Origin of the sequence: Mycolicibacterium agri, from assembly GCF_002553505.1 — a bacterium.
In the GTDB taxonomy this organism is placed as follows: Bacteria; Actinomycetota; Actinomycetes; order Mycobacteriales; family Mycobacteriaceae; genus Mycobacterium; species Mycobacterium agri.
Map to the genome: position 1 here is coordinate 29,567 of NZ_PDCP01000015.1, position 22,674 is coordinate 52,240.

The 22,674-nt window shown below is 66.2% G+C and carries 22 protein-coding genes and 1 pseudogene; 4 read left to right on the forward strand and 19 right to left on the reverse strand.

The window, feature by feature from the left end; genetic code table 11:
- Position 1: 1 nt before the first annotated feature.
- The 6 genes from CQY20_RS10490 to CQY20_RS10515 form a co-directional block, all read right to left on the reverse strand.
- Positions 2-892: a PhzF family protein gene (locus tag CQY20_RS10490; protein WP_234816186.1), complete on the reverse strand. Its 891-nt coding sequence runs from the start codon at positions 890-892 to the stop codon at positions 2-4.
- Between the two features lie 37 nt (positions 893-929).
- Positions 930-2,483 (reverse strand): GMC family oxidoreductase, encoded by a 1,554-nt coding sequence (locus CQY20_RS10495; protein ID WP_207767264.1) that lies wholly within the window; start codon positions 2,481-2,483, stop codon positions 930-932.
- Positions 2,484-2,587: 104 nt separating this feature from the next.
- Positions 2,588-3,610, reverse strand: a complete 1,023-nt coding sequence (locus CQY20_RS10500; RefSeq protein ID WP_272938804.1) for a nitronate monooxygenase — start codon at positions 3,608-3,610, stop codon at positions 2,588-2,590.
- Positions 3,603-4,394 (reverse strand): Crp/Fnr family transcriptional regulator, encoded by a 792-nt coding sequence (locus CQY20_RS10505; RefSeq protein ID WP_097940023.1) that lies wholly within the window; start codon positions 4,392-4,394, stop codon positions 3,603-3,605. The genes CQY20_RS10500 and CQY20_RS10505 overlap by 8 nt, the downstream gene beginning before the upstream one ends.
- An 86-nt stretch (positions 4,395-4,480) precedes the next feature.
- A complete protein-coding gene (locus CQY20_RS10510; RefSeq protein WP_097940024.1) occupies positions 4,481-5,464 on the reverse strand; it encodes an AraC family transcriptional regulator in 984 nt (327 codons plus the stop codon).
- 125 nt (positions 5,465-5,589) lie between these two features.
- Positions 5,590-5,961, reverse strand: coding sequence for a QcrA and Rieske domain-containing protein (locus CQY20_RS10515; protein ID WP_337425169.1), 372 nt, complete (start codon positions 5,959-5,961; stop codon positions 5,590-5,592).
- A 284-nt stretch (positions 5,962-6,245) separates the two neighbouring features.
- On the opposite strand from CQY20_RS10515, the pseudogene CQY20_RS10520 reads away from it, so the two are divergent.
- A pseudogene (locus tag CQY20_RS10520) lies at positions 6,246-6,717 on the forward strand (LLM class flavin-dependent oxidoreductase); the annotation flags it as partial.
- 186 nt (positions 6,718-6,903) lie between these two features.
- Positions 6,904-7,857 (forward strand): AraC family transcriptional regulator, encoded by a 954-nt coding sequence (locus CQY20_RS10525; RefSeq protein ID WP_097940025.1) that lies wholly within the window; start codon positions 6,904-6,906, stop codon positions 7,855-7,857.
- 4 nt (positions 7,858-7,861) lie between these two features.
- Here CQY20_RS10525 and lpqB read toward each other — a convergent pair whose 3' ends face one another.
- The 4 genes from lpqB to CQY20_RS10545 form a co-directional block, all read right to left on the reverse strand.
- Positions 7,862-9,622 (reverse strand): MtrAB system accessory lipoprotein LpqB, encoded by a 1,761-nt coding sequence (lpqB, locus tag CQY20_RS10530; protein WP_097940026.1) that lies wholly within the window; start codon positions 9,620-9,622, stop codon positions 7,862-7,864.
- A complete protein-coding gene (mtrB, locus tag CQY20_RS10535) occupies positions 9,619-11,277 on the reverse strand; it encodes an MtrAB system histidine kinase MtrB (protein ID WP_097940027.1) in 1,659 nt (552 codons plus the stop codon). The genes lpqB and mtrB overlap by 4 nt, the downstream gene beginning before the upstream one ends.
- Before the next feature lie 91 nt (positions 11,278-11,368).
- Positions 11,369-12,055 (reverse strand): two-component system response regulator MtrA, encoded by a 687-nt coding sequence (gene mtrA, locus CQY20_RS10540; protein ID WP_097940028.1) that lies wholly within the window; start codon positions 12,053-12,055, stop codon positions 11,369-11,371.
- A gap of 48 nt (positions 12,056-12,103) precedes the next feature.
- On the reverse strand, positions 12,104-12,733 hold the full coding sequence (locus tag CQY20_RS10545; protein WP_097940029.1) for a dTMP kinase: 630 nt from the start codon (positions 12,731-12,733) through the stop codon (positions 12,104-12,106).
- Positions 12,734-12,825: 92 nt separating this feature from the next.
- Between CQY20_RS10545 and CQY20_RS10550 the strand changes: the two genes are divergently transcribed.
- Positions 12,826-13,158, forward strand: coding sequence for a heme-binding protein (locus CQY20_RS10550; RefSeq protein ID WP_097940030.1), 333 nt, complete (start codon positions 12,826-12,828; stop codon positions 13,156-13,158).
- Between the two features lie 69 nt (positions 13,159-13,227).
- On the opposite strand, the gene CQY20_RS10555 is transcribed toward CQY20_RS10550, so the two are convergent.
- The 8 genes from CQY20_RS10555 to CQY20_RS10590 form a co-directional block, all read right to left on the reverse strand.
- A complete protein-coding gene (locus CQY20_RS10555; RefSeq protein WP_097940031.1) occupies positions 13,228-14,547 on the reverse strand; it encodes an alpha/beta fold hydrolase in 1,320 nt (439 codons plus the stop codon).
- Between the two features lie 23 nt (positions 14,548-14,570).
- Positions 14,571-16,040 carry an adenosylhomocysteinase gene (gene ahcY / locus CQY20_RS10560; RefSeq protein ID WP_097940032.1) on the reverse strand — a complete coding sequence of 490 codons (1,470 nt, stop codon included), beginning with the start codon at positions 16,038-16,040 and terminating at the stop codon, positions 14,571-14,573.
- 78 nt (positions 16,041-16,118) lie between these two features.
- Positions 16,119-16,733, reverse strand: coding sequence for a TetR family transcriptional regulator AlkX (gene alkX / locus CQY20_RS10565; RefSeq protein ID WP_234816187.1), 615 nt, complete (start codon positions 16,731-16,733; stop codon positions 16,119-16,121).
- Positions 16,734-16,845: 112 nt separating this feature from the next.
- Positions 16,846-17,202: a hypothetical protein gene (locus CQY20_RS34470; protein ID WP_133119058.1), complete on the reverse strand. Its 357-nt coding sequence runs from the start codon at positions 17,200-17,202 to the stop codon at positions 16,846-16,848.
- Positions 17,199-17,381, reverse strand: coding sequence for a rubredoxin (locus CQY20_RS10575; protein ID WP_097940035.1), 183 nt, complete (start codon positions 17,379-17,381; stop codon positions 17,199-17,201). Before CQY20_RS10575 ends, CQY20_RS34470 begins: the two co-directional genes overlap by 4 nt.
- On the reverse strand, positions 17,378-17,551 hold the full coding sequence (locus CQY20_RS10580; RefSeq protein WP_097940036.1) for a rubredoxin: 174 nt from the start codon (positions 17,549-17,551) through the stop codon (positions 17,378-17,380). Before CQY20_RS10580 ends, CQY20_RS10575 begins: the two co-directional genes overlap by 4 nt.
- On the reverse strand, positions 17,548-18,777 hold the full coding sequence (locus CQY20_RS10585; protein WP_097940037.1) for an alkane 1-monooxygenase: 1,230 nt from the start codon (positions 18,775-18,777) through the stop codon (positions 17,548-17,550). The genes CQY20_RS10580 and CQY20_RS10585 overlap by 4 nt, the downstream gene beginning before the upstream one ends.
- Before the next feature lie 69 nt (positions 18,778-18,846).
- Positions 18,847-20,316 (reverse strand): amino acid permease, encoded by a 1,470-nt coding sequence (locus CQY20_RS10590; protein WP_097940038.1) that lies wholly within the window; start codon positions 20,314-20,316, stop codon positions 18,847-18,849.
- A gap of 94 nt (positions 20,317-20,410) precedes the next feature.
- On the opposite strand from CQY20_RS10590, the gene CQY20_RS10595 reads away from it, so the two are divergent.
- Positions 20,411-21,820: an FAD-dependent oxidoreductase gene (locus CQY20_RS10595; RefSeq protein ID WP_097940039.1), complete on the forward strand. Its 1,410-nt coding sequence runs from the start codon at positions 20,411-20,413 to the stop codon at positions 21,818-21,820.
- Here the strand turns inward: CQY20_RS10595 and CQY20_RS10600 are convergent.
- The gene (locus CQY20_RS10600) at positions 21,750-22,670 is read right to left on the reverse strand and encodes a cation diffusion facilitator family transporter (protein ID WP_097940040.1); all 921 of its coding nucleotides are present in this window, start codon (positions 22,668-22,670) and stop codon (positions 21,750-21,752) included. The two genes, CQY20_RS10595 and CQY20_RS10600, sit on opposite strands and share 71 nt — an antisense overlap.
- Positions 22,671-22,674 lie beyond the last annotated feature (4 nt).

The window sequence follows — 22,674 nt, forward strand, 5'->3', positions numbered from 1 at the left end:
ATTAGGGCAGCGACTCGATGACGCCGTACCCAACGAAGGCGACGTTCCCGCCGACGCTCACCGATTCGACACGGTCGGCGCTGCCTTCCGCCTGCACGGACAGTTCGCTTGGGCGTCCGGTGAATCGGCCCTGGTTCAGTATGAACGTGTCCCCGCCGCGGATCAGCCCATGGCGCAGGCGATAGGCACCGATCGTGCCTGCGGCGCTGCCGGTGGCGACGTCTTCGGTGGCGCCGTCGTTGTTCCAATGCCGGATCTCGACAGCGGATTCGTCGAGCAGAACCGCGAACTGGGCGTGGTAGCCGTGCAGCAGTTCGGTGATGTCGTGGGTGATTCGGGCCTTACCCAGCGCGCCGGCCTGGATCGGCACGATCAGATATCGGAGCCCGGTGCTCACCACTTCCAACGGTAGGTGCGGCGCGAGGTCGTTGGCGTCGAGGTTGAAAGCGCGGGCGATGCGGTCACGCTCGTCGACCGTCCCCAAGAATTCCGGCGCGCCTTGATCCAGCCAGCCCGTGTAGCCGCCGTCGGTGACCTCGGTCCTGACTTGCACTGTCCTGCTTGCGAGTACGAACTGCCAGTACTTCGTGCCGCCGGTCGCTGAGCGTTCGTGCAACACCGCCGCCGCCCCGATGACCGGGTGACCGGCGAAGGGCAGTTCCTCGAAGAGGTCGAAAATTCTTGCCCGGACAGTGTCGGGACGATCCGTTGCCTGCAGGAAGATCGCTTCGAAGTGCCGCAATTCCGCCGTGATTCGCAACATCTGCGCTGCTGTGAGGCCATCAGCGTCGACAAAGACCGGCAAGCTGTTGCCGCCGAACGGAATTTGGCTGAACACATCGACGTGCCGGTAGACAAGCGGCACTCGCCCACCGATGGGCGCTTCTGGCATCTGTGCACGCTATTTATCGATCGATCCGGCTGTCAAGCTACTCCAAGCCGTGGGCTCGCTTGATCTCCTCGGCTGCGCGCTCTCCGATGACCACGCACGGCGCCATCGTGTTTCCGGCTGTGATTCTGGGCATCACCGACGCGTCGGCGATGCGCAGCCCGGCGATGCCGTAGACCTTGAGGGCGCCGTCGACGACGGACATCGAATCGCGGCCCATCTTCGCCGTGCCGCATTGGTGCCAGTACGTCATCGCGCCGTCGCGCAAGTAGCGGGTGAGCTCGTCGCCCTTGAGATCGCCCGGCATCACCTCGCGGGTGAAGTACGGCCGCAGTTCAGGGGCGTTGCCGACTTCACGAATGTCCTCGATGCACGTGGCGGCCTGCGCAAGGTCGTGCGGGTCGGAAAGCGCGTTCTCGTGGATGCGGACCGGATCGTCGGGAGCGGGTCCGGTGAGTTCGACTATGCCGCGACTGCGCGGGTGGGTGAGGGAACCGTAGATGCCGAAGCATGTTTCGGGCAGCCCGAACCGCGCGATGCTCTCGGGGCTGGCCAGCTTGAGCGCCCCCTGGCAGGCGAAGAACTCGGGCGAGTCCTTGCCGTCGCCCCGCGACCAGAACATCACGCTGCCGCCGACAGGGTCGGCCGGCCAGCGGCTCGGCATCTCCCATATGCACGAGAAGGCGAGGTGGTTCTGCAGGTTTCTGCCGACCCCGGGCAGATGTGCGACCACCGGAATCTGCAGTTGCCGCAGCCGGCCCGCATCGCCGAGGCCGGACAACATCAGGATTTTGGGGGTGTGGATGGCACCCATCGACAGCACGACCTCGCAGTCGGCGGTGAACTCGCGGATCCGGCCGCGAAACGATGCCTCGACTCCGACGGCGCGACCGCGATTGATCCGCAGCCTGCGCACTTCGGCGTTGGTCAGCACCGTCAGGTTCGGCCGGTCCATGATCGGGTAGGCGTAGGCACGAAAGGCCGAGCGGCGCTTGCCGTTACAGATGATGTTGTCGGCGATCGCGGCGCCGCCCGGTCCTTCGAGCAGCGCGCCGTTGGGATGATCGAACGCCTCAACCCCGATGACGTGTGCGGCCTCGACCGCCGCCCGATTGGCGGGATGGGCGTCGGTGTTCGGTTCGACACACATCGGTCCGCCGCGGCCCCGATACGCCGATTCGCACTGCCCCCGCCAGTGCTCGACACGCCGGTAGATGTCGCGCACCGCGGCGTAGCTCCACGCCAAATGCCCTGACTCGTCTGCGAAGTGATCCCAGTCGTCCCTGTGGCCGCGCGCCCAACACATGACGTTGATGCTCGAGCTCCCGCCGAGCACCCGGCCCGTGTTCAGCGTGAGCGTCCTGTTGTTGAGGTTGGCGTTCGGCTCGGCGACAAACGCCCAGTCCCTCGGCCCGCCGAGATTGGTGTGCCACAGGTCCGGTTCGGTGACCGCGGGGACGTCATCATCGCCACCTGCTTCCAGCAGCAGCACGCTGACCGCGGGGTCCTCGGCGAGCCGCCGCGCGACGACCGAACCGGATGTTCCCGCGCCACAGACGATGAAGTCGTATGGCCGGGTTAACTCCGTCGCCAGCCGCGCCTGGTTGTCTCGGACTCTGCGGTCGTGAACGTCATCGGTGTGGGCATGGTCGAGTAGCACTGCATACCTCCGTTGGCGCGCGAAGCGGGAAGACAGGACTAGAGCGACAGTGCGTGCACGATGTGGGCCGCAGGTCCCGTCATCGCTTCACGGAACGCTGTGCCCGCGAACAAGCTTGTGCCGTGCGGATCGCCGGCGCGTACCGCCGCCGCCTGCACCGGCGCGGTGATGCCCGCCACCTCGGGGAACCCGAAGATGGCATCGGGTTCGTGGTCGTCGACGAACCGATTCCGCAGTGCGCGCGCGTAGCGGCCGGTCAAGCACCGGGTCAGCACCGTCGCGTCGAACTGCGGGTCGGTCAGCGCTGCCCGATGCACCGGATTGGTTCCGGCTTCGTCGGCAAGCAACAGGGCCGTTCCGATCTGCGCCGCCGTCGCACCCAGGCAGCGCACACCCCTCACATCGGCGGCCGTCGCGATTCCCCCAGCCGCCACGACGGGGCGGTCCGACATTTTGATCAGGGCCGATACCAGATCCTCCAACGGGTCTGTCGGCATGGCACGGGGGTCGAACGTCGCCCGATGTCCACCCGCACTCGGGCCCTGTGCCACCAAGCCATCGACCCCGCGGCTCAACGCGATCGCCGCCTCCTGGGGTGTGGTGACCGTCGCAAGGGTGAGGATCCCGGCGGTGCGAATTCGGCAGCAGTGTCGCGCGTTCGGCGCCCCAAACGTGAAGGACACCACTTCGGGTCGCAGGTCGCACACCACGCTGACCTTGGCGAGCCAATCGTCGTAAGAGTCGTGGTGTGGACGACCGGGCGCCGCGCCGTAGCGGTCGACCTCGCCGGAAAGCGAAGCGGCGTACTGCCGTAGCTGATCTGTCGTCACTTCAGGCGAGTGCGGCACAAACAGGTTCACGCCGATCGGCGCTGTGGTCATTCGTCGGGTGCCGACGATCGCCTCGGCCAACTCCTCGGCCGACAGCGCGCCGCCTGCGAGGAAGCCAAGGCCGCCTGCGTTGGACACCGCGGCGGCCAGCGTGGGCGTCGACGGACCTCCCTCCATGGGCGCTCCGACGACCCGGCAACTCAGGTCGTTGAACGAGAACCGGTTAGCCACAACCGACCTCCGCGCAGACTTGTGCAAGTCCGTGCGCATCGACGATCAGAACTTCGCCGTCGACGATCCGGATCCAGCCGTCGGCTTTGAAGTCACGCAGGGTCACCGCCGCGGTGTGCTCATCGACACCCGAGAACGACGCAAGCTCCGCCAGCGTCATATCGTGCCCCACTTGAACGCCGTCCGCATGCCGTCGGCCAAATCTTTTCGCCAACACCAACAATCGCCTGGCGATGCGGTAGGTCGGGTCGGGGCACATGAAGTCGACCAGGCAATCCGTGACCACATCGACACGGCGCGCCATCAGGCGCATGACCTGGTGGATGACCTCCGGGCAGACGACCGTCCAGGCGAGAAGTTGACGGCGATCGATGGCGACCGCACGCACCTCCGTCAGGGCGGTGGCGGTGACAGTCCGGGGCAGGTTGTCGAACGGGGTCAGCACACCGAACACCTCGGATGGGCCCAAAATGTTGAGCACGGCTTCTCTGCCGTCGGTATGCCGGTACGTCTCCTTCACTTTCCCCGACACGATGACGAACAGCGCTCCGCCGCGCTCGCCCTGTGCGAATACGACGCTCCCGGCCGCGAATAGGGCTGGCCGCATGCGCTTGAGCCACACCGATATTGCGTCGCGATGTGCCCTGCAGAAGAGTCCCGATGCGCGCACCGCCTTCTCGGCGTCATCAGTGGGGGTGGCGGAGTTGCATTGTCGTGCAGCAATTTTAGTTTGTTCACGCGCCAGTGAAGACATGCGTTCAGCGGAGGGGACGGCATAGAGCATGGCGCTAACGTTAAGGGCGTCACTGTAATTGACCTAGCCGATGTGCGCGGCTGAGGGGACACATTGCGCACGAATCGGATTCCCGTCTAACCTGCGCGCTTGAGTGTGGCCGCCGGACATTCGTCGTAGCGGGCGGAATGAGCGGCCGCAAACCGGCCGAGGTTGGTGAACCCCCAGCGATAGGCCACAGCGGCGACGCTTGTCACCGACGGGTCGGACTTGAGCAGTTCGTCATGTGCGCGCCGCAACCGCACCTGACGCAGATACGCCATCGGCGAAATACCCATGTGGCGTCGAAAGCTGTCCTGCAGCGTTCGCACGCTGACATGGCATCGTGCGGCGATGTGCGACGCGGTCAACGGCAGGTGCGCTTCCGCTTCGATCATCTCGGCGGCCAGTCGGACGGTGCGCGGTGCGGCCAGCGGCTGATCTTTTGCGACCGCATCGCGATACGGGTGGTCGGCAGCGAGCAACAGTCCTCGGATCAAGGCGTCGGTGAACGGCGACCGCACCAGAGGTTGATGCAGCAGGCTGTCCGACCGGAACATCAGTTCCCTGAAAAGCATCACCATGCTGATCCAGCTGCGCGTCGGCGCACTGTCCATCGACATGACCGGGTTGAAGTCGATCGGGGATTTCGTGTGCAGACCGAGTGCGTCGACCAGCGCGTCGTCGACCGCGCGGTGACCGATCTTGACTGAGAGAAACTTGCTGCCCGCCGTCCAGCGCACCCCTTCGAGCCCGTCGGGCGCGTATAGGACGGCGCCGCCAGCCCCGACCGTCAGCGATCCGTCGCGCGACACCGACTCGGCGCGTCCGCACTGCACCAGCAGGATCCGATAGGAGCCGCACGCGTCGCTGCCGTCGATCGAGATGTCCGACCCGATGATCATCTCGTCGAGGGTCACAGGCCCTACCCGGCCGATGCGCTGGGTCAGCGCGAAGGTTTCCGGATCGCTGCGCAGAGTGAGATGGGGTTGGCCACAGCAGACAAGGGCGAAATCATCGAACTTCTCTGCTGATGCCCAGTCATGAACGTGCAACTCGGATGCCGGCTCGTGTTCGGCCATTCAGTCAACCTCTTCCATTGTGGGCAGCCATTGACCCCCCACAACGTTACAAACGTGTAAAGGCATCCCGCCCGGGAAGATCCGCAGGTGATTCCCAGGGAATGAGCAGGACCGCTAGACCGCGGTCACGCCAGCACGATGTCCTGTCCGTCGACCGAAATGGCCTTGGGTTCCAGAGGTTCGGTGGCCGGGCCGTTGGCGACCGTGCCGTCGAGGTTGAACTTGCTGCCATGGCACGGGCAATCTATCGTGCCGTTCGCCACAGCGTTCACCGTGCACCCTTTGTGCGTGCACTTCGCGGAGAATCCCTTGAAGTCTCCTGCCGACGGCTGTGTCACCACGACATCGCCAACGATGACACCGGACCCGACCGGCACGTCCGACGTCTTGGTGAGCACCCCCGACTGCGGTGCGGCAGGGGGTTCTGTCGTGTTCGGCGGCGCAGCCGCCGGCGTCGTATCGCTGGCGACCGCGGGCTCGCCACTGCGTTGCCGCACGCGGCGAGCGCGCCGGCCGTCAAGAAGACACCGGCACCACGAAGCACATGTTGACGGGGGATCTGGACATCATCGAAGGGCATGGCAATCCTTCCGGCGGGCTGGGCCTTACAGATAGCACTCCTAATAGCAAAAGCCACGAGAGCCGATTTGTCCGCACAACGGCCAAAGTCAGCGGGCGGCACCGTAGCGCGCAGGGTGTCATCAATCACCTCGCGCGATCTGTCTATAGGGATACGTCGCCCGGCTAGAGGCGCTGGCAGCGCGGCCATACCGTCGCCGCCATGACTGATTTCGTGAGGCCAATGCGCCGCCTGGGGTTCTTGACCGTCGGAAATTTCGATCCGGCCAATCCGGGGCCCGGTCATCATCAAACACTGGGGTTGATCGAGCTTGCCGAGGAGCTTGGGTTCGACAGTGTATGGGTGCGCCAGCGGCACCTCCAACCGGCGATTTCCTCCCCGATCGCGGTGTTGGCCGCGGCGAGCCAACGTACGAGCCGAATTGCGTTGGGTACCGCCGTCATCCCCCTGGGGCTCGAAAAATCCGCTGCGGCTTGCTGAAGATTTGGCCACCACCGACATCCTGTCCGGGGGCAGGCTGAATCCTGGTGTGTCGGTAGGAACACCGCTGTTTTACGAGCACTTCAAGACGGCGCTCTATCCCGAGACGCACGATATCGAAAACTTCTCCAAGGAACGGGTGTTGCGGCTGCTGGCATGCCTTCGCGGGGTTCCGGTCAGCGACTTCGACGGCGGCTTACTGCCTACGCGATGCGCGTCGCCTCCGTCGGCTCCCGTCGTTTCATAGGCATGGCCGGTGCGCTCCCCGACTGGGCCGGCAGGCGCACCGCAATGGCCGAGTAGCGCACGACGCCTGGGAAATTGCTGCCAATCCGTCCGAACGAGCCACATCTCGGCGGCCGCAATCGTTGCCGATTTCATGAACACCGGTTGGACCACCGCGACTTCGCTGGAGCAATTCTCGTGTCTGTGCTGCCCCGAGCCGCACATCATGCTGCACACGGATCCGGCTTCGTTGACCCTCAACCACAGGATCGGGCACGTCGGGCCGCTTTCCGTCGGCGAATTGCAGGTCGGCAGTCAGTTGGCGCTGGACTGCGGCACGCAGTGCACGGCTTACCGGGTGAACGTGCTGGTGTCGGGCCACATGGAGACTGTCTCGGGCCGGTCCGCCGTCTCCGCGCAGGCCGGCACCGTCTTGGTGTATCCACCGGAGGGACGTGCGACCGGGCGTTGGTCAGCAGGCAGCCGGATGCTCGCTGTCAAGATCGACCGCACCGTCGTGGACAACGCTCTGGGCGATGTACTCGGCCGACGCGTCACCTCGCAGGTCGACTTCCTGCCCACCATGTCGGTCCGCACGGCGTCGGCGAAGAGCTGGATCAGGATGTTGACGATCCTCGCTCAACAGGCATTCCAACCCGACAGCGTCCTGACGGTTCCGCTGGTCGGCCGGCCGTTCGTAGAGAGCGTGGCTCGCGGTCTGCTGATAGCCGCCGACCATCCGCACCGCGAAGCCGTCGCGGCACCTACTCCGCCGGTCCCTTCCCGCATCGTCCGCACGGCGATGGAGATCATCGAAGCTGAAGCGCATCTACCGTTGACGGTGTCAGCATTGGCGTCCCGCCGCCACGCGAGTGTGCGCGGCTTACAAGCGGGTTTCCGTAGACATCTGGGCACCTCACCGATGGCATACCTGCGCGAAGTTCGGCTCCTGCGAGCGCATGAAGCGCTGCAGCGTTCCGACCCGACGAGCGCCACGGTGGCATCGATCGCGTATCAGTGGGGTTTCACCAACCTCGGCCGGTCCGCTGCTACGCACGCCGCCCGCTATGGCGAATCGCCTGCGAGCACCCTGCGCGGCCGCCGTTGAGACGTCAGCCGGGCAGCACGGGTATCGCGCCGGGTGTCATCAGTGGCCGCACCTCGACCCAGCGCGGGTCGTTGTCGGCGCCGGTTGCCGACAGTTGCAGGATGCCGCGGGCGTCGGCGACATAGACCGTTGACGGGTTGGCGGCCACGACACCGACCGGCATCAGCAGGTTGCGGCTCGGGGCGTCGGAGTTCACCCCGTCGAGGTTGACGTAGGAGACCGGGTGCTGCGGGTCGGTGCGGCTGACGACGATGTCGTCACCGGTGCGCCACGACAGCGAAACCACGGTGTCCTTCAAGCCGTAGCCGAGCCGACGCGGATAGGTCAGCGCGTAACCGCCGCCGGGAGTCTGCTCGACGCTGGCGAGGACCACCTGCCCCTCGATCACCATCGCCGCGCGGGTGCCGTCACGAGACAGCTGCAACTCGGTGATCTTCCCCGGGAATTTCGTTGTGATGGCGGCGATGTCGACGGGGATGCGGCCGGGTTGTCCCGAGGCGTCCTGCACCGTGCGCACCACGTTGCTGCCGTCGACCACCACCCACACCGCGTCGTCGAGCGCCCAGGTCGGCCGCGACAGTGTGCGACCATCCATGGCCTGCAACGGGTTTCCGCCGATCGGTCCGACCCACAGCGACGACGCGACTTCGGGTGTGCCCGCGTTGAGCGTCACCACCGACGCGGCCTCCCGCCCGTTGCGGGAGATGGCTGCCCCGGTCTGGTTCGGTGTCGCACCAAACGGTCCGGGCACCCGCGGCGCCTGCTGACCGTCCAGCGACACCAGCGAGCCGTTCATCAAGGCGTGCAGCCCGGCCGCCGCGCCGTCGGCCGCACCAGGGTCGGTGGCTGCGACATCGGAGGTCTGCCATCCCTCGGCGAAGCGGTCGTCCAGCGGGGCGCCGTCGGCGTTGATCACATACGGTCCGTTGATCCCGGCGCGCGCCAGCGTCCAGATGATCTGCGCGGCAAGCAGTTGGCGGCTGTGCGGATCGGTCGTCGACAGATTCTCCAGGTCGATGCGGGCGCCGCCGTAGCCGCGGCCGACGCCCATCTTGCCGCCGTCGGCGCGAGTCACCGGGCCGCGTAAACGAAGCGGCGCCTCGAGCAGGTTGCGCACGGTGTTGGCCATCTCCGGCCGCGGACCGGCGATCAGCTTGGTGACGAGTTCGGTGGCCAACTGGTCGGGATCGGACACCGCCACATAGCGCGGATCGGGTACGACGGTCTTGCCAGTGGGATCGGCGAAGTACAGCGTGTGACGCTTGTAGGTCTCCTGGAACTGCTGCCAGTCGAGGAACACCCCGTTCGGCAGCCGGTCGATGCGCCAGCCGCCGGGGGTCTTGACCAACTCGATCGGGCCGGGATCGGGCAGCGCGCCCTCCTTGGTCTCGAACACGCCCATGTCGGAAAGCGAACCGAGGATGTCGGCGCGCATGGTGACCGAAACCCGTTCGGGTCCACGGGTTTCGACGAAGACCACTCGGTCGATCAACAGTGCGCTGCCCGCGTCGTCCCATCCCTTGGAAGCCGACTCGGTGAGGAACTGCCGAGCGGCGAGGTGCCGGTTGGACGGATCGGCGGTGGCCTTGAGGAACTCGCGCAGCAGCACGTCGGGGTCCATGTCCGGTGTCGGCTTGGGCAGGCTGGGCGGCGCGAGGCGGTCGACCGTGCCGATGGCCTGCGGCGCCGACGAACTCGGCACACCCGCACAACCTGTCAGCACCGTCGCACACACCGCGGCCACGACGGCTAGCAGGCGCTTCACACGCTCTCCCCCGCAGGTTGGCGCTGAGCCGTCGAGCGACGCGCCTTTCGTTCGCGCCCAATGGGTTTCAACGGCAGCGGGCTTGTCGTCACCTTGTGGCCGCGCACCAGCGGCAGCGTCAGCCGGAAGCAGGCGCCCTTGCCGGGCTCGCCCCACGCCTCGAGCCTGCCCTGGTGCAGCCGGGCGTCTTCGATGCTGATCGCCAGGCCCAGCCCGGTGCCGCCGGACCGCCGCACCCGCGACGGGTCGGACCGCCAGAATCGGCTGAACACCAGCTTCTCCTCGCCGGGCCGCAGCCCGACGCCGTAGTCGCGCACGGTCACGGCCACGGTGTCTTCGTCGGCGCCCATCCTGATCCGCACCGGTTTGCCCTCGGCGTGGTCGATCGCGTTCGCGATCAGGTTGCGCAGGATGCGTTCGACGCGGCGGGGGTCGACCTCGGCGATGACCTCGTTGACCGGCATGTCGACGATGAGGTCGATCTGTGCGTCGGCGGCCAGGTGGCCGACGTTGTCGAGCGCGCTCTGCACGGTGTTGCGCAGGTCGACGGCTTCCACCGACAGCTCGGCCACGCCCGCGTCGTGGCGGGAGATCTCCAGCAGGTCGTTGAGCAGCATCTCGAACCGGTCGAGTTCGCTGACCAGCAGCTCGGTGGAGCGGCGCAGCGCGGGGTCGAGGTCCTCGCTGTGGTCGTGGATCAGGTCGGCGGCCATCCGCACGGTCGTCAGCGGGGTGCGCAGTTCGTGGCTGACGTCGGAGGTGAAGCGGCGCTGCAGGTTGCCGAACTCCTCCAGCTGGGTGATCTGCCGGTGCAGGCTTTCGGCCATGTCGTTGAACGACACCGCCAGGCGCGCCATGTCGTCCTCGCCGCGCACCGGCATCCGTTCGGTGAGGTGGCCTTCGGCGAAGCGTTCGGCGATCCGCGACGCCGACCGCACCGGAAGCACGATCTGGCGCGCGACGATCAGCGCGATCGCGGCCAGCATCAGCAGCAGCACCACACCGCCGGTGGCCATCGTGCCGCGCACCAGCGTGATGGTGGATTCCTCGTTGTTGAGCGGGAAGACCAAATACAGCTCGAGGTTGGTGACCGGCGACGACGTCGGCGTGCCGATGATCAGCGCAGGCCCCGAGAAGCCGTCGGTGTGCACGGTCGCGTACTGGTAGCTGACCTGGCCCGCCTTGACGAACTCGCGCAGCGCGTCGGGGATCTGCTGCACGGGACCGGCGGCGGTGGCGGCGCGCGGCCCGTCGCCGGGCACGACCAGGACCGCGTCGTAGGCGCCTGCCAGGCCGGCCCCGGCGTCGGCCTTGCGGTCGATGAGGGTGTTGCGCGCCAGCTGCAGGCTGCTGTCCAGCGAGCGGGCTTCCTCGCCGCCGACGATGCCGCTGACGGTGTTGCGGGCGCGTTCGATTTCCTCGGTCGCCGCGCGCACCTTGACCTCGAGGATGCGGTCGGTGATCTGGCTGGTCAGCACGAACCCGAGCACCAGGATGACGGCCAGCGACAGCCCGAGGGTCAGTGTCACCACCCGTAGCTGTAGGGAGCGACGCCAGGCCAGGCCCAGGGCGCGCCCCAGGGCGCCCAACCCGCGGATCAACGGTGCAGACGGGCCGAGTCGACCGCGAATGCGCCGTCGCGAACTGAAGATCACGGCGACCGCCGACTATTCGGAGCCCCGCCAACGGGGATCACGGCCACGGCCGGGTCACGCGAACTCACGACCGCGGCCGAGCCGCGCCGGATCACGGGGGTCCGGCCTTGTATCCCACTCCTCGAACAGTCAGCACCACCTGCGGGTTCTCCGGGTCCTTCTCGACCTTGGCCCGCAAACGTTGGACATGCACGTTCACCAAACGGGTGTCGGCGGGGTGCCGGTACCCCCACACCTGTTCGAGTAGCACATCACGAGTAAACACCTGGCGCGGTTTGCGTGCCAGCGCCACCAATAGATCGAACTCCAGCGGCGTCAGCGAAATCTGCTCGCCTTGGCGGGTGACCTTGTGGGCGGGCACGTCGATGTCAACGTCGCCGATGGAAAGTAGCTCGGCGGGCTCGTCCTCGTTGCGCCGCAGCCGCGCGCGCACCCGGGCCACCAGCTCCTTGGGCTTGAACGGCTTCATCACGTAGTCGTCGGCGCCCGACTCCAGGCCGAGCACCACGTCGACGGTGTCGGTCTTGGCTGTCAGCATCACGATCGGTACCCCGGAGTCGGCGCGCAGCACACGGCACACGTCGATGCCGTTCATGCCGGGCAGCATCAGGTCCAGCAGGACCAGGTCGGGCCGCAATTCCCGCACTGCGGTGAGCGCCTGGGTGCCGTCGCCGATGACCGCGGTGTCGAACCCTTCCCCGCGCAGGACGATGGTGAGCATCTCGGCGAGCGAAGGGTCGTCATCGACGACCAGAATCCTTTGCCTCATGGATTCCATGGTGTCACCAAATTGCAATAAATCGCTGATAGCGCGCCCGCGAGTCTGCTACTCGGTCAAAGCGGCGGCCAAATCGGCCGGATTCACGTTTGCGGTGACGACGCGCCACCGCCCGCCCCAGCCGCGCGCGGCCAGCTCGGAGTAGACCTCGCCGGTGCGCCGCTGCAGGCCGTCGTCGCGCTCGTAGGCGTCCTTGGCCCGGTCGGATTCCGTGTTGGCGCGGTGCTCGGCGCGCTGGGCGGCCAGTTCGGCGGGCACGTCGAGAAGCACCTGCCAGTCCGGCGCGGGCAGACCCAGCCGGCCGTACTCCAGGTCGTGCACCCAGGCGACGACGTCCCCGTCGGCGCCCTGATGCAGACGGGCCGCGCTGTAGGCGGCGTTGGACGCCACGTAGCGGTCCAGGATCACGACGTCGAAGCGGGCGCGCAGCCGGTCGATCTCCTCGCGGGCACCGGCGCGGTCGAGCGCGAACAACACTGCCATCGCATACACCGACGACGCCAGGTCGCCGTGGCCGCCGTGCAGCGCCTCGGCGGCGATGTCGGCGGGCGCGGACTGCCCGTAGCGGGGAAAGGACAGGCTGGTGACGGCCTTGCCGTGCGCCTCAAACTCGTCGCGCAGCCCCTGTGTCAGCGTGCGTTTGCCTGCGCCGTCCACACCTTCGATCGCGATCAGCACCCGGCGAGCCTAACCCTGAGGTTGGCTTCGGGTTTCCTGCGGAACGGCTTGTGTTCGATACGAGCCGACGTGCGCAGGTCGACACTGTCGGCATGAAAACGATCGTGTGCACCGCGATGCTCGGCGCCGCGGTGTTCGTCGCCGCTCCCCTCGCGCACGCCAACGAGGATCCCGCGGCCAATCCCCCGAATTGCAGCGCGGCCGATATGGAGGGTGTGCGCGCGGGCGTTGAGGCGTCGACGTCGGCCTACCTGTTCACCCATCCCGACGTGAACGCCTTCTTCAACGGCCTCAGCGGGCTGCCGCGAAATAAGTTGGGGCCCAAGCTCAAGGACTACTTCGCCGCGCATCCGCAGACGCAGGCGGAGCTGACCGGCATCCGCCAACCCCTGGTGGACATCAAGAACCGCTGCGGGCACGGTTAACGGCGCCTGCGGCGTTCCAGCCGTCTCTCGCCGGGCACGGCGGTGGTCCCCGGGCCGCGTGTAAGTCCGCTAGAACTCGCCGCAGTTCGGCGTCGTCGGCAATCCGTTGAACCGGTCGGCGACCCACTGCATCGCGCGCTCGCCGTCGACCAGCATCGGCAACGCGTGGTTGACGATGGCCTTGTTGAGAAACGGCGGCTCCTCGTTGGTCCAGAACTGCACGTCGGCCCCCTGGGCGCACCAGTCGCGGCCCAACTGGCTGGCGGCCGTCCACGGCACCAAAGGGTCGTATCGATTGCTCAAAATCATCACTGGCGCATTGGGTTTCATCCTGCCCATGCGTTGCTCGTCGAAGATCCCGCGGAACGGCTCCCGGTTCACCAGCTGATAGATGTCCTCGTTGAAGTAGGGCTGCAGGTGGCGAAACATGAACTTGGTCAACGTCTCTGCCACACACTGATCTTGCACCTTGAACAACAGGTCCTCACCGCGGGGCGTCAACGTCGCGCGGATCGCCGCCTCATGCTCGGGATAGGTGGTGATCACCGAGTTCAGCGCATAGCCGACGGCGCCGACGAGGACGCTGCCGTCGGCATAGGGAAACAACTCCTTCAGGTCGGCGGGCGGCGCGCCGGCATAGGTTCCGACGACGTCGAGTTCCGGAGCGTACGACGACGCCAGTTCCGCGGCTGATGCGGCCGCCCCACCGCCCTGCGAGTATCCCCAAAACGCCACGGGCCCATCGGGTGTCAGCGATGTGCCGGGTAATTGCTTTGCGGCGCGGGCAGCATCGAGCATCGCATTGCCCTCGGCCACCCTGCTGACGTACGTGTGCACACCCGGCGTGCCGAGACCTTCGTAGTCGGTCATCACGATCGCAAAACCGCGGGCGACCATGGTCGCGACGAACATCTCCTCGTAATTGAACGCCAGGTCCAGATACGGTCGCCAATGGATGCCCTGGTTGAACTGGCGCGACGGCGCGCACTGATCACCCTGGCCCTGCGTGCCGGGCCCGTACACCAACAGCGGCCGCGGACCGCCGCCCGGCCAGTCGTTGTAGGGCTCAAAGTACGTGCCCGTCACCGCATTTGGGTTACCGCGCGCGTCGGTGCTGCGGTACATGATGCGGGTACCCGTCGCCATGATCGCGCCGAGTTGACCCGACGGCTCGAGCACCAGCCGGGACGGCTCGCTGCGGATCAGGTCCCCCGGCGCGCCGGGCGGCAACGGGTCAGGCGGGGTGTAGAACGCCTGATACTCGTCCTCGTTGAAGTACGGATCGTGGGCGTCGTTGGTCGGGTCGTCGGCGCCCGCCGGTGGCGCCGGACCCGCCGTCAGAAGCAGAAGGACACAAGCAACGACGAACCCGAGAACCCCCCGACCCACGCCCCGACATTAGCCAGGCGCGATCAGTACCGGTAGTGCTCAGGCTTGTACGGGCCCTCGACGTCGACGCCGATGTACTCCGCCTGCTCCTTGGTCAGCTTCGTCAGCTTGCCGCCGAGCGCCTGGACGTGGATGCGAGCCACCTTCTCGTCGAGATGCTTGGCCAGCCGGTACACCGCGTTGTCGTACTCGTCGTTCTTGGTCCACAACTCGATCTGCGCGATTACCTGGTTGGAGAAGCTGTTGCTCATCACGAACGACGGGTGCCCCGTCGCATTGCCCAGGTTCAGCAGACGACCCTCGCTCAGCACGATGATCGACTTGCCGTCGTCGAACACCCACTGGTCGACCTGCGGCTTGATGTTGATCTTCTTGGCGCCGGAACGCTCGAGTGCGGCCATGTCGATCTCGTTGTCGAAGTGGCCGATGTTGCCCAGGATCGCCTGATCCTTCATCGCCCGCATGTGCTCGAGCTTGATGATGTCCTTGTTGCCGGTGGCCGTGATGACGATGTCGGCTTGGCCGATGGCGTCCTCGACCGTGGTGACGTCGTATCCGTCCATCAGCGCCTGCAGCGCGTTGATCGGGTCGATCTCGGTGACCGACACCCTGGCGCCCTGCCCGGCCAGCGACTCCGCACAACCCTTGCCGACGTCGCCGTAGCCGCAGATCAGCACCTTCTTGCCGCCGATCAAAACGTCTGTGCCGCGGTTGATTCCGTCGATCAGCGAGTGCCGGGTGCCGTACTTGTTGTCGAACTTGGACTTGGTGACCGAGTCGTTGACGTTGATCGCCGGGAACGGCAACTCACCGGCGGCCTCGAACTGGTAGAGCCGCAGCACACCCGTCGTGGTCTCCTCGGTGACGCCCTTGACCGACTCGGCGATCTTGGTCCACTTGGTCTTGTCGGTCTCGAAGCGCTCCCGCAGCACGCTGAGGAAGACCTTCCACTCCGCCGAATCGTCGTCCTCGGCGGGCGGGACGACACCCTGCTTCTCGAACTGCGCGCCGCGCAGCACCATCATGGTCGCGTCGCCGCCGTCGTCGAGGATCATGTTGGCGGGCTCACCGGGCCACGTCAGCATCTGCTCGGCGGCCCACCAATACTCCTCGAGGGTCTCGCCTTTCCACGCGAACACCGACACGCCCTTGGGCTCCTCCGGCGTTCCGTGCGGACCGACGACGACGGCCGCGGCGGCGTGATCCTGCGTCGAGAAGATGTTGCACGACGCCCAACGCACCTCGGCGCCCAGCGCGACGAGCGTCTCGATGAGCACCGCGGTCTGCACCGTCATGTGCAGTGACCCCGAGATGCGCGCACCCTTCAGCGGTGCCACGTCGGCGTATTCGCGACGCAGCGCCATCAACCCCGGCATCTCGTGCTCGGCCAGCCGGATCTCCTTGCGGCCGAACTCGGCCAGCGACAGGTCTGCCACCTTGTATTCGATGCCGTTGCGGACATCCGGCGTCAGCCGCTGCTCAGTCGTGGTCATGGTCGTCCTTCATCTCGCGCGCAATTGCTTAGCTGAGTTACACATTAGCCCCGGCGGCTGTGTGCTCCCAAGCCGCCGTTATTCGGATTCGATGACACCGTACCGTTCGGCGAACGGCGTCATAAGACGTGCCAGGTCTTCGGCCACATCGTGGTCGGCCTCGGGCGGCATCGACACATAGCTCATCGCCAGCCGCACGATGGCGCGGGCCAGCACGCCGGCGTCGTCCTCACTGGCGCGCACCCAGCTCTCCATGAACGTCTTCGTCAGCCGCGCCGAGCAGTGCGTGATAATCGGGCCGCTGTCGGTGGTGATGAGCTGCAGCAGGTCGGGCTTGGTGCTGCCGGTCAGCAACGACCTGACCAACGGGTCGGCGGCCGACTCGGTGAAGAAGTCGCGAAAGCCCTCCAGAAACGCGGCATAGATGTTGCCGACGTTGCCGTCGATGGCCTTGTCGACCGCGTCGACCAGACGGTCGGCCAACCGCATCGCATAACCCTGCGCCAGGCCTTGGCGCGACCCGAACTCGTTGTAGATGGTCTGCCGGCTGATGCCGGCCGCGCCGGCCACGTCCGACAGCGTGATCTGCGACCAGTCGCGGGTGAGCAGCAGCTCGCGCATCCCGTCCAGGATCGAATCGCGCAGCAGCACCCGGGACGCCTCGGCGTAGGGAATGCGTACGCGGCCAGTCACAGCCGCGAGAGTAGCCCTTGACTTCGATGCGCGGAGGTAAGCGCTCGCGATTCCGCCGTCTCCCTTGCGGTGCGGCGCGCTCATCGCGCCAGCCGGGTACTCGGCGCAGCCCTCACGCGCATTTGTGGGTCACGTCACGTGATGTGAATAACGTTTGCTCCAGGAACGATTTGCCTATGCCAACAGTTGAATCGATTGATACGAAATTGGGAGCAAGAAGGGGAGAAATATGACGTGGGCCACACGCTGGCAGCGATTCCGTGAGGTTGTCCAGGAATTTGCTGAGGTTTTTGCGATCGCCCGAGCGGTTGAGGCGAAAACGCTGACCGCCGAGCAGGCCGCGGAAGCCATCAATCGGATCGGCAATGACCGCCATGCGGATGCCGAGCAGAAGGACTTCGATCTGGTCACCGACTGACGTCGGCCATCGATCCTGACGGGCCGCCGGCGAGCCGCTGGCGGCCGTCAAGGGCGGACGACTTCGACCATCTCGAAGTCCGACTTGGCCGCGCCGCAGTCGGGGCAACTCCAGTCGTCGGGAATGTCATCCCACCGGGTGCCCGGCGCGATTCCCTCCTCGGGCCAACCCTTGGCCTCGTCGTATTCGAATCCGCACTGCACACAGACGAACAGCCTGTAGTCGTTCATTCGCGATCTCCAATCATTTCGAAGTCGACTTTCTCCCGCACCCCGCAATCGGGGCAGCACCAGTCGTCGGGTACTTCGCTCCACGGCGTGCCCGCCGAAAACCCTTCCCGCGGATCGCCTTTGGCTTCGTCGTAGACGTAATCGCAGACCGGGCAGCGATGACGGCTCACGCCGCGGCCCCGTCTGCCGCGCGGTATTTCGCGAGCACCTTGTCGCGGACCTTCGGATGCACGTTCACCCGGGTGACGTCGCCGTCGTAGTGCTCGAGCACCCGGTGATCCATCACCTTGCGCCACAGCGGCGGGAAGTATGTCAGCGCGATCATCGACGCGTACCCGCTGGGCAGATTCGGCGCACCGTCCATGCTGCGCAGCGTCTGGTAGCGCCGGGTCGGGTTGGCGTGGTGATCGCTGTGCCGCTGCAGGTGATACAGAAACAGGTTGGTCACCAGATGGTCGGAATTCCAACTGTGTTCGGGCGTGCACCGCTCGTAGCGACCACTTGAGGTCTTCTGCCGCAGCAGCCCGTAGTGCTCCAGATAGTTGACGTTCTCCAGCAACGTGAACCCGAACACCGCCGAGATGACGATGTAGGGAACGAGCGCCAACCCGAACACCGCGATCAGCACGCCGTATAGCGCCACCGACATCGCCCAGGAGTTGAGCACGTCGTTGGACCAGTGCCACGGGCTCTTGCCGGCTCGCCGCAGCCGCTTGGCCTCCAACTCCCACGACGACTTCAACCCGCCCCACACGCTGCGCGGCAGAAACTCCCAGAAGGTTTCGCCGAACCGCGCCGAGGCGGGATCCTCCGGAGTGGCGACGCGGACGTGGTGGCTTCGGTTGTGCTCGATGTAGAAGTGGCCGTAGCAGGTCTGCGCCAGGGTGATCTTCGACAGCCAGCGCTCCAGCGCATCCTTCTTGTGGCCCAGTTCGTGTGCGGTGTTGATGCCGATCCCGCCGAGCACGCCCACCGACAGCGCGGCGCCGATCTTGGCCACCCAGCTCAGCCCGCCGTCATAGCCGAGCCAGCTCAGGTCGGTCGCGGTGAACAGGTAGGCACCAAAGATCACGCTGGCGTACTGGAACGGGATGAACACGTAGGTGCAGTAGCGGTAGTACTTGTCGTTCTCCAGCCGCTCCATCACCTCGTCGGGCGGGTTCTGCCCGTCGGCGCCGAACCGCAGGTCCAGCAGCGGCAGCAGGATGTAGAGCAAAAACGGTCCGATCCAGAAGAACGCCTGCGACGCCGTGTGCCAGCCCAGCCGGTTGAACGCCCAGACCAGCGGCAAGACGATGAACAGCGCCGTGGGGGCGATTAGCCCCATCAACCACAGATGCCGCTTCTTGTCCCGCCAAACCTCGGCTTGCGTGGGTGCATTGATGCCCTGAGTCATGGCTTGACTATAGGAGCGGTTTTGTCGCCTGTCTAGACACAGAGCATAGATTTGTAAAGTTCGTAGCCGTTACTTCTCCATGGCGGCGACCTCCCGCCGGGCCAGCATCGAATGGCTTCGGCCGTACATCAGGTAGATCGCGATCCCGATGACCATCCAGACCAGGAAGCGGATCCAGGTCAGCCCCGTCAGGTTCAGCATCAGCCACAGGCAGGCCAGGATCGCCGCGATGGGCAGCACCGGCACCAGCGGGACGCGGAACCCGCGCCGGATGTCGGGCCGGGTGCGGCGCAGCACGATGACGCCTGCCGAAACCAACACGAACGCGAACAGCGTGCCGATGTTGACCATCTCCTCGAGCTTGCCCATCGGGAACACCGACGCGGCCACCGCAACCAGCACGCCGACCAGCACGGTGATGCGCACCGGGGTGCCGTGCGATCCGGTCTTGGCCATCACCCGAGGCAGCAGCCCGTCGCGGCACATCGCGAAGAGCACTCGCGTCTGGCCGAGCACCAGCACGATGACAACGGTGGTCAGGCCGGCCAGCGCGCCGATCGAGATGACTTTCGCGGCCCAGTGCACGCCGTTCTCACTGAATGCCGTTGCCAGGTTCGCGTCTTCGCCTGCGTCCCGCAGTTGGGTGTAGTGCACCATCCCGGTCAACACGACGGCGACAGCGATGTAGAGCACGGTGACGATGGCCAGGGCGCCGAGGATGCCGCGGGGCACGTCGCGCTGCGGGTTCTTGGTCTCCTCGGCGGTGGTGGCGACGATGTCGAATCCGATGAACGCGAAGAAGACGATCGAAGCGCCGGCAAGCAGGCCGAACCAGCCGTAGGTGCTGCCCTCGGCGCCGGTGAGCAAGGACAGAAGCGATTGCTCGCTGTTACCCGCGCCGCCGGGTTCGGCGGGCGGGATGAACGGCGTGTAGTTCTCGGGTTTGATGTAGAAGGCTCCGACCGCCACCACCAGCAGCACCACCGACACCTTGATCACCGTGATCACCAGGCTGACGCCCGCCGACAGCTTGGTGCCCAGCGCCAGGATCGTGGTGACGAAGGCGATGATCAACAGGGCGCCCCAGTCAAGCTGCAAAGGACCCAGTTGTGCTGTGCCGCCGCCGAATTCGAACACGGTGCCCAGATAGCTCGACCAGCCCTTGGCCACCACCGCGGCCGCCACCGCGAACTCGAGGATGAGGTCCCACCCGATGATCCATGCGATGAACTCACCGAAGGTGGCATAGGAGAAGGTGTACGCGCTGCCCGCCACCGGCACCGTCGACGCGAATTCGGCGTAACAGAGCGCGGCCAGGCCGCACGCGATCGCGGCGATCACGAACGACACCGCGATCGCGGGTCCGGTGATGTTGCCTGCGGTCGACGCGGTGATGGTGAAGATGCCGGCGCCGATCACCACCGACACCCCGAAGACCGTGAGATCCCACCAGTTCAGATCCTTGTGCAGTCGCGTCCCCGGCTCGTCGGTGTCGGCGATCGACTGCTCCACAGACTTGGTCCGCCAGGCCATTGCCATTGGTCATCCTCCCTGGTCTGCTCACCGGAATGTATCGAATACCCCGACGCGTGATCTCGGAAAAGCAAATCGTGTTCGGAGTAGCCTCCCGGCAATGGGGCGCAGCGCGAACCACGCCGTCGTCATCGGCGCGAGCATCGCGGGGATGTGCGCCGCGCGGGTGCTTTCCGATTTCTTCGACCGGGTCACCGTCTACGAGCGCGACGAGTTGCCGTCGGCGCCCGCTCAGCGGTCGGCGGTTCCTCAGGGTAGGCATCTGCACCTGTTGCTGGCGCGCGGGGCCCAGGAACTGGAGACGCTGTTTCCCGGTCTTCTCGACGACATGGTGGCCGCGGGGGTTCCCGTTCTGCGCAACCGCCCCGACTGCATCCACTTCGGCGCCGCCGGACACGTGCTCGGCACGACGGGGCGTCTACATGAGGAGTTCACCGCGTACGTGCCGAGCCGGCCGCATCTGGAATGGCAGATCCGGCGGCGCACGGCGGCGCTTCCGAATGTGACGGTCACGCCCGCCGGGGTCGCGGAACCGGCCTTCGACGCAGTCAGCGAACGCGTTACCGGCGTGCGGCTCGACAGCGGCGAGGAGGTGCGCGCCGACCTCGTCGTCGACGCCGCGGGTCGCGGCACCCGGCTGCCGGTCTGGTTGCAGCAGTGGGGTTTCGACCGGCCGCCCGAGGACACCGTCGAGGTCGGCATCGGCTATGCCACCCAACACCTGCGCATCCCCGACGGGCTCATCACCGAAAGGGTCGTCGTCGCAGGCGCATCGGCGCAGCAGCCGCGGGGGCTGGGCCTGCTGTGTTACGAGGACGGCAGCTGGGTGCTGACCACCTTCGGTGTCGCCAGAACCGAACCGCCGCAGGACTTCGCCGCGATGTGCGCACTGGCCGACGAGATTGTGCCGTCGCACATTGCCGCCGCCATCCGCCGCGGCGAGCCGATCGGTGACGTCGCGTTCCACAAGTTCCCGGTCAGCCGGTGGCGGCGATATCACAAGATGGCCCGCTTCCCGGCGGGCATCCTGCCGTTCGGCGACGCGGTCGCCAGCTTCAATCCCACATTCGGACAAGGGATGACGATGACGTCGATCCAGGCGGGCCGTCTGCGGCGCGCACTGCGTTCGCCCGACGCCGACCTCGCCGCAGACTTCAACAGCGCGGTCGCCAAGTCGACATACCCGGTGTGGACGATGAACGCGATCGGCGACCTCGTGCTACATCAGGCGCCCGGGCCTGCGCCGTGGTGGTACCGACCGGTCGGCGGGCTGTTCGACCAGTTCCTCGGCGCCGCCGAAACCGATCCCGTTCTCGCCGAATGGTTTCTGCGCCGGTTCAGCCTGCTCGACAGCCTCTACCTGGTGCCGCCGATGCGGCTCGTCGGCAGGACGATTGCACACAACGCCCGGCTGTGGCTGACCGAGCGGAGCGGCAAGGCTACTTCGCCGCAGCGCGGTCGAGATCCGGTTCCAGGTAGATCAGATCAGCGGCGGGCACCGCGGCCCTGACCGCGGCCTCGGCCGCGTCGATCGTGGCGGCGACCGTGGCCAGATCGGTCGACGGCTTCAGCGCGATCTTCGCGCCGACCAGCATCTGCTCTGGCCCCAAATACTGTGTGCGCAAATGGATTATTCGGTCGATGTGATCGGTCTGCTCGATTGCGGCCCGGATCGCGCGTTCCTCGTCTCTGGTGGCGCCCTCACCGATCAGCAGACTATGCATTTCGATCATCAGCACTACGGCGATGACGCCCAGCAGGACGCCGATGCCGATGGTGCCGACGCCGTCCCATGCTGGATCACCGGTCAGGACCGTCAATCCCACGCCGAACAGCGCGAAAACCAAACCGATCAGCGCGCCGGTGTCCTCCAGCAGCACCACCGGCAGCTCCGGGTTGCGCGATGTGCGGACGAACCGCCACCAGCTCAGCGAACGCTTCAGCGGCCGCGATTCGCGTACCGCTGTGCGAAAACTGTAGCCCTCCAAGCAGATCGCGACGACGAGGATCACCACCGCGACGATAGGCGACGTCAGTTGCTCCGGGTGGGTGATCTTGTGATAGCCCTCGTACAGCGCGAACACCGAACCGAGCGTGAACAAGACCAGCGCCACCACGAACGCGTAGAAGTAGCGGCTGCGGCCATAGCCGAACGGGTGCAGCGGGTCGGCGTCTTTACGCGCCTGCCGCTGCCCCAACAACAGCAGACCCTGATTCGACGTGTCGGCGACCGAGTGGACCGATTCGGCCAACATCGATGAGCTGCCGGTGATCAGGAAGCCCACGAATTTCGCGACGGCGATACCGGCGTTGGCGAGCAGGGCCGCCAGGATCGCCCTGGTGCTGCCCTCGCTGGACATCGCC

Excerpts from the sequence above, each read along its gene's own strand:
- CQY20_RS10490 (WP_234816186.1), bottom strand. The coding sequence starts at position 892 with ATGCCAGAAGCGCCCATCGGTGGGCGAGTGCCGCTTGTCTACCGGCAC.
- CQY20_RS10505 (WP_097940023.1), bottom strand. The coding sequence starts at position 4,394 with ATGCTCTATGCCGTCCCCTCCGCTGAACGCATGTCTTCACTGGCGCGT.
- CQY20_RS10510 (WP_097940024.1), bottom strand. The coding sequence starts at position 5,464 with ATGGCCGAACACGAGCCGGCATCCGAGTTGCACGTTCATGACTGGGCA.
- CQY20_RS10585 (WP_097940037.1), bottom strand. The coding sequence starts at position 18,777 with ATGACTCAGGGCATCAATGCACCCACGCAAGCCGAGGTTTGGCGGGAC.
- ahcY (WP_097940032.1), bottom strand. The coding sequence starts at position 16,040 with ATGACCACGACTGAGCAGCGGCTGACGCCGGATGTCCGCAACGGCATC.
- CQY20_RS10575 (WP_097940035.1), bottom strand. The coding sequence starts at position 17,381 with ATGAACGACTACAGGCTGTTCGTCTGTGTGCAGTGCGGATTCGAATAC.
- CQY20_RS10595 (WP_097940039.1), top strand. The coding sequence starts at position 20,411 with ATGGGGCGCAGCGCGAACCACGCCGTCGTCATCGGCGCGAGCATCGCG.
- CQY20_RS10590 (WP_097940038.1), bottom strand. The coding sequence starts at position 20,316 with ATGGCAATGGCCTGGCGGACCAAGTCTGTGGAGCAGTCGATCGCCGAC.
- mtrA (WP_097940028.1), bottom strand. The coding sequence starts at position 12,055 with ATGGAATCCATGAGGCAAAGGATTCTGGTCGTCGATGACGACCCTTCG.
- CQY20_RS10525 (WP_097940025.1), top strand. The coding sequence starts at position 6,904 with ATGAACACCGGTTGGACCACCGCGACTTCGCTGGAGCAATTCTCGTGT.
- CQY20_RS10600 (WP_097940040.1), bottom strand. The coding sequence starts at position 22,670 with ATGTCCAGCGAGGGCAGCACCAGGGCGATCCTGGCGGCCCTGCTCGCC.
- CQY20_RS10550 (WP_097940030.1), top strand. The coding sequence starts at position 12,826 with ATGAAAACGATCGTGTGCACCGCGATGCTCGGCGCCGCGGTGTTCGTC.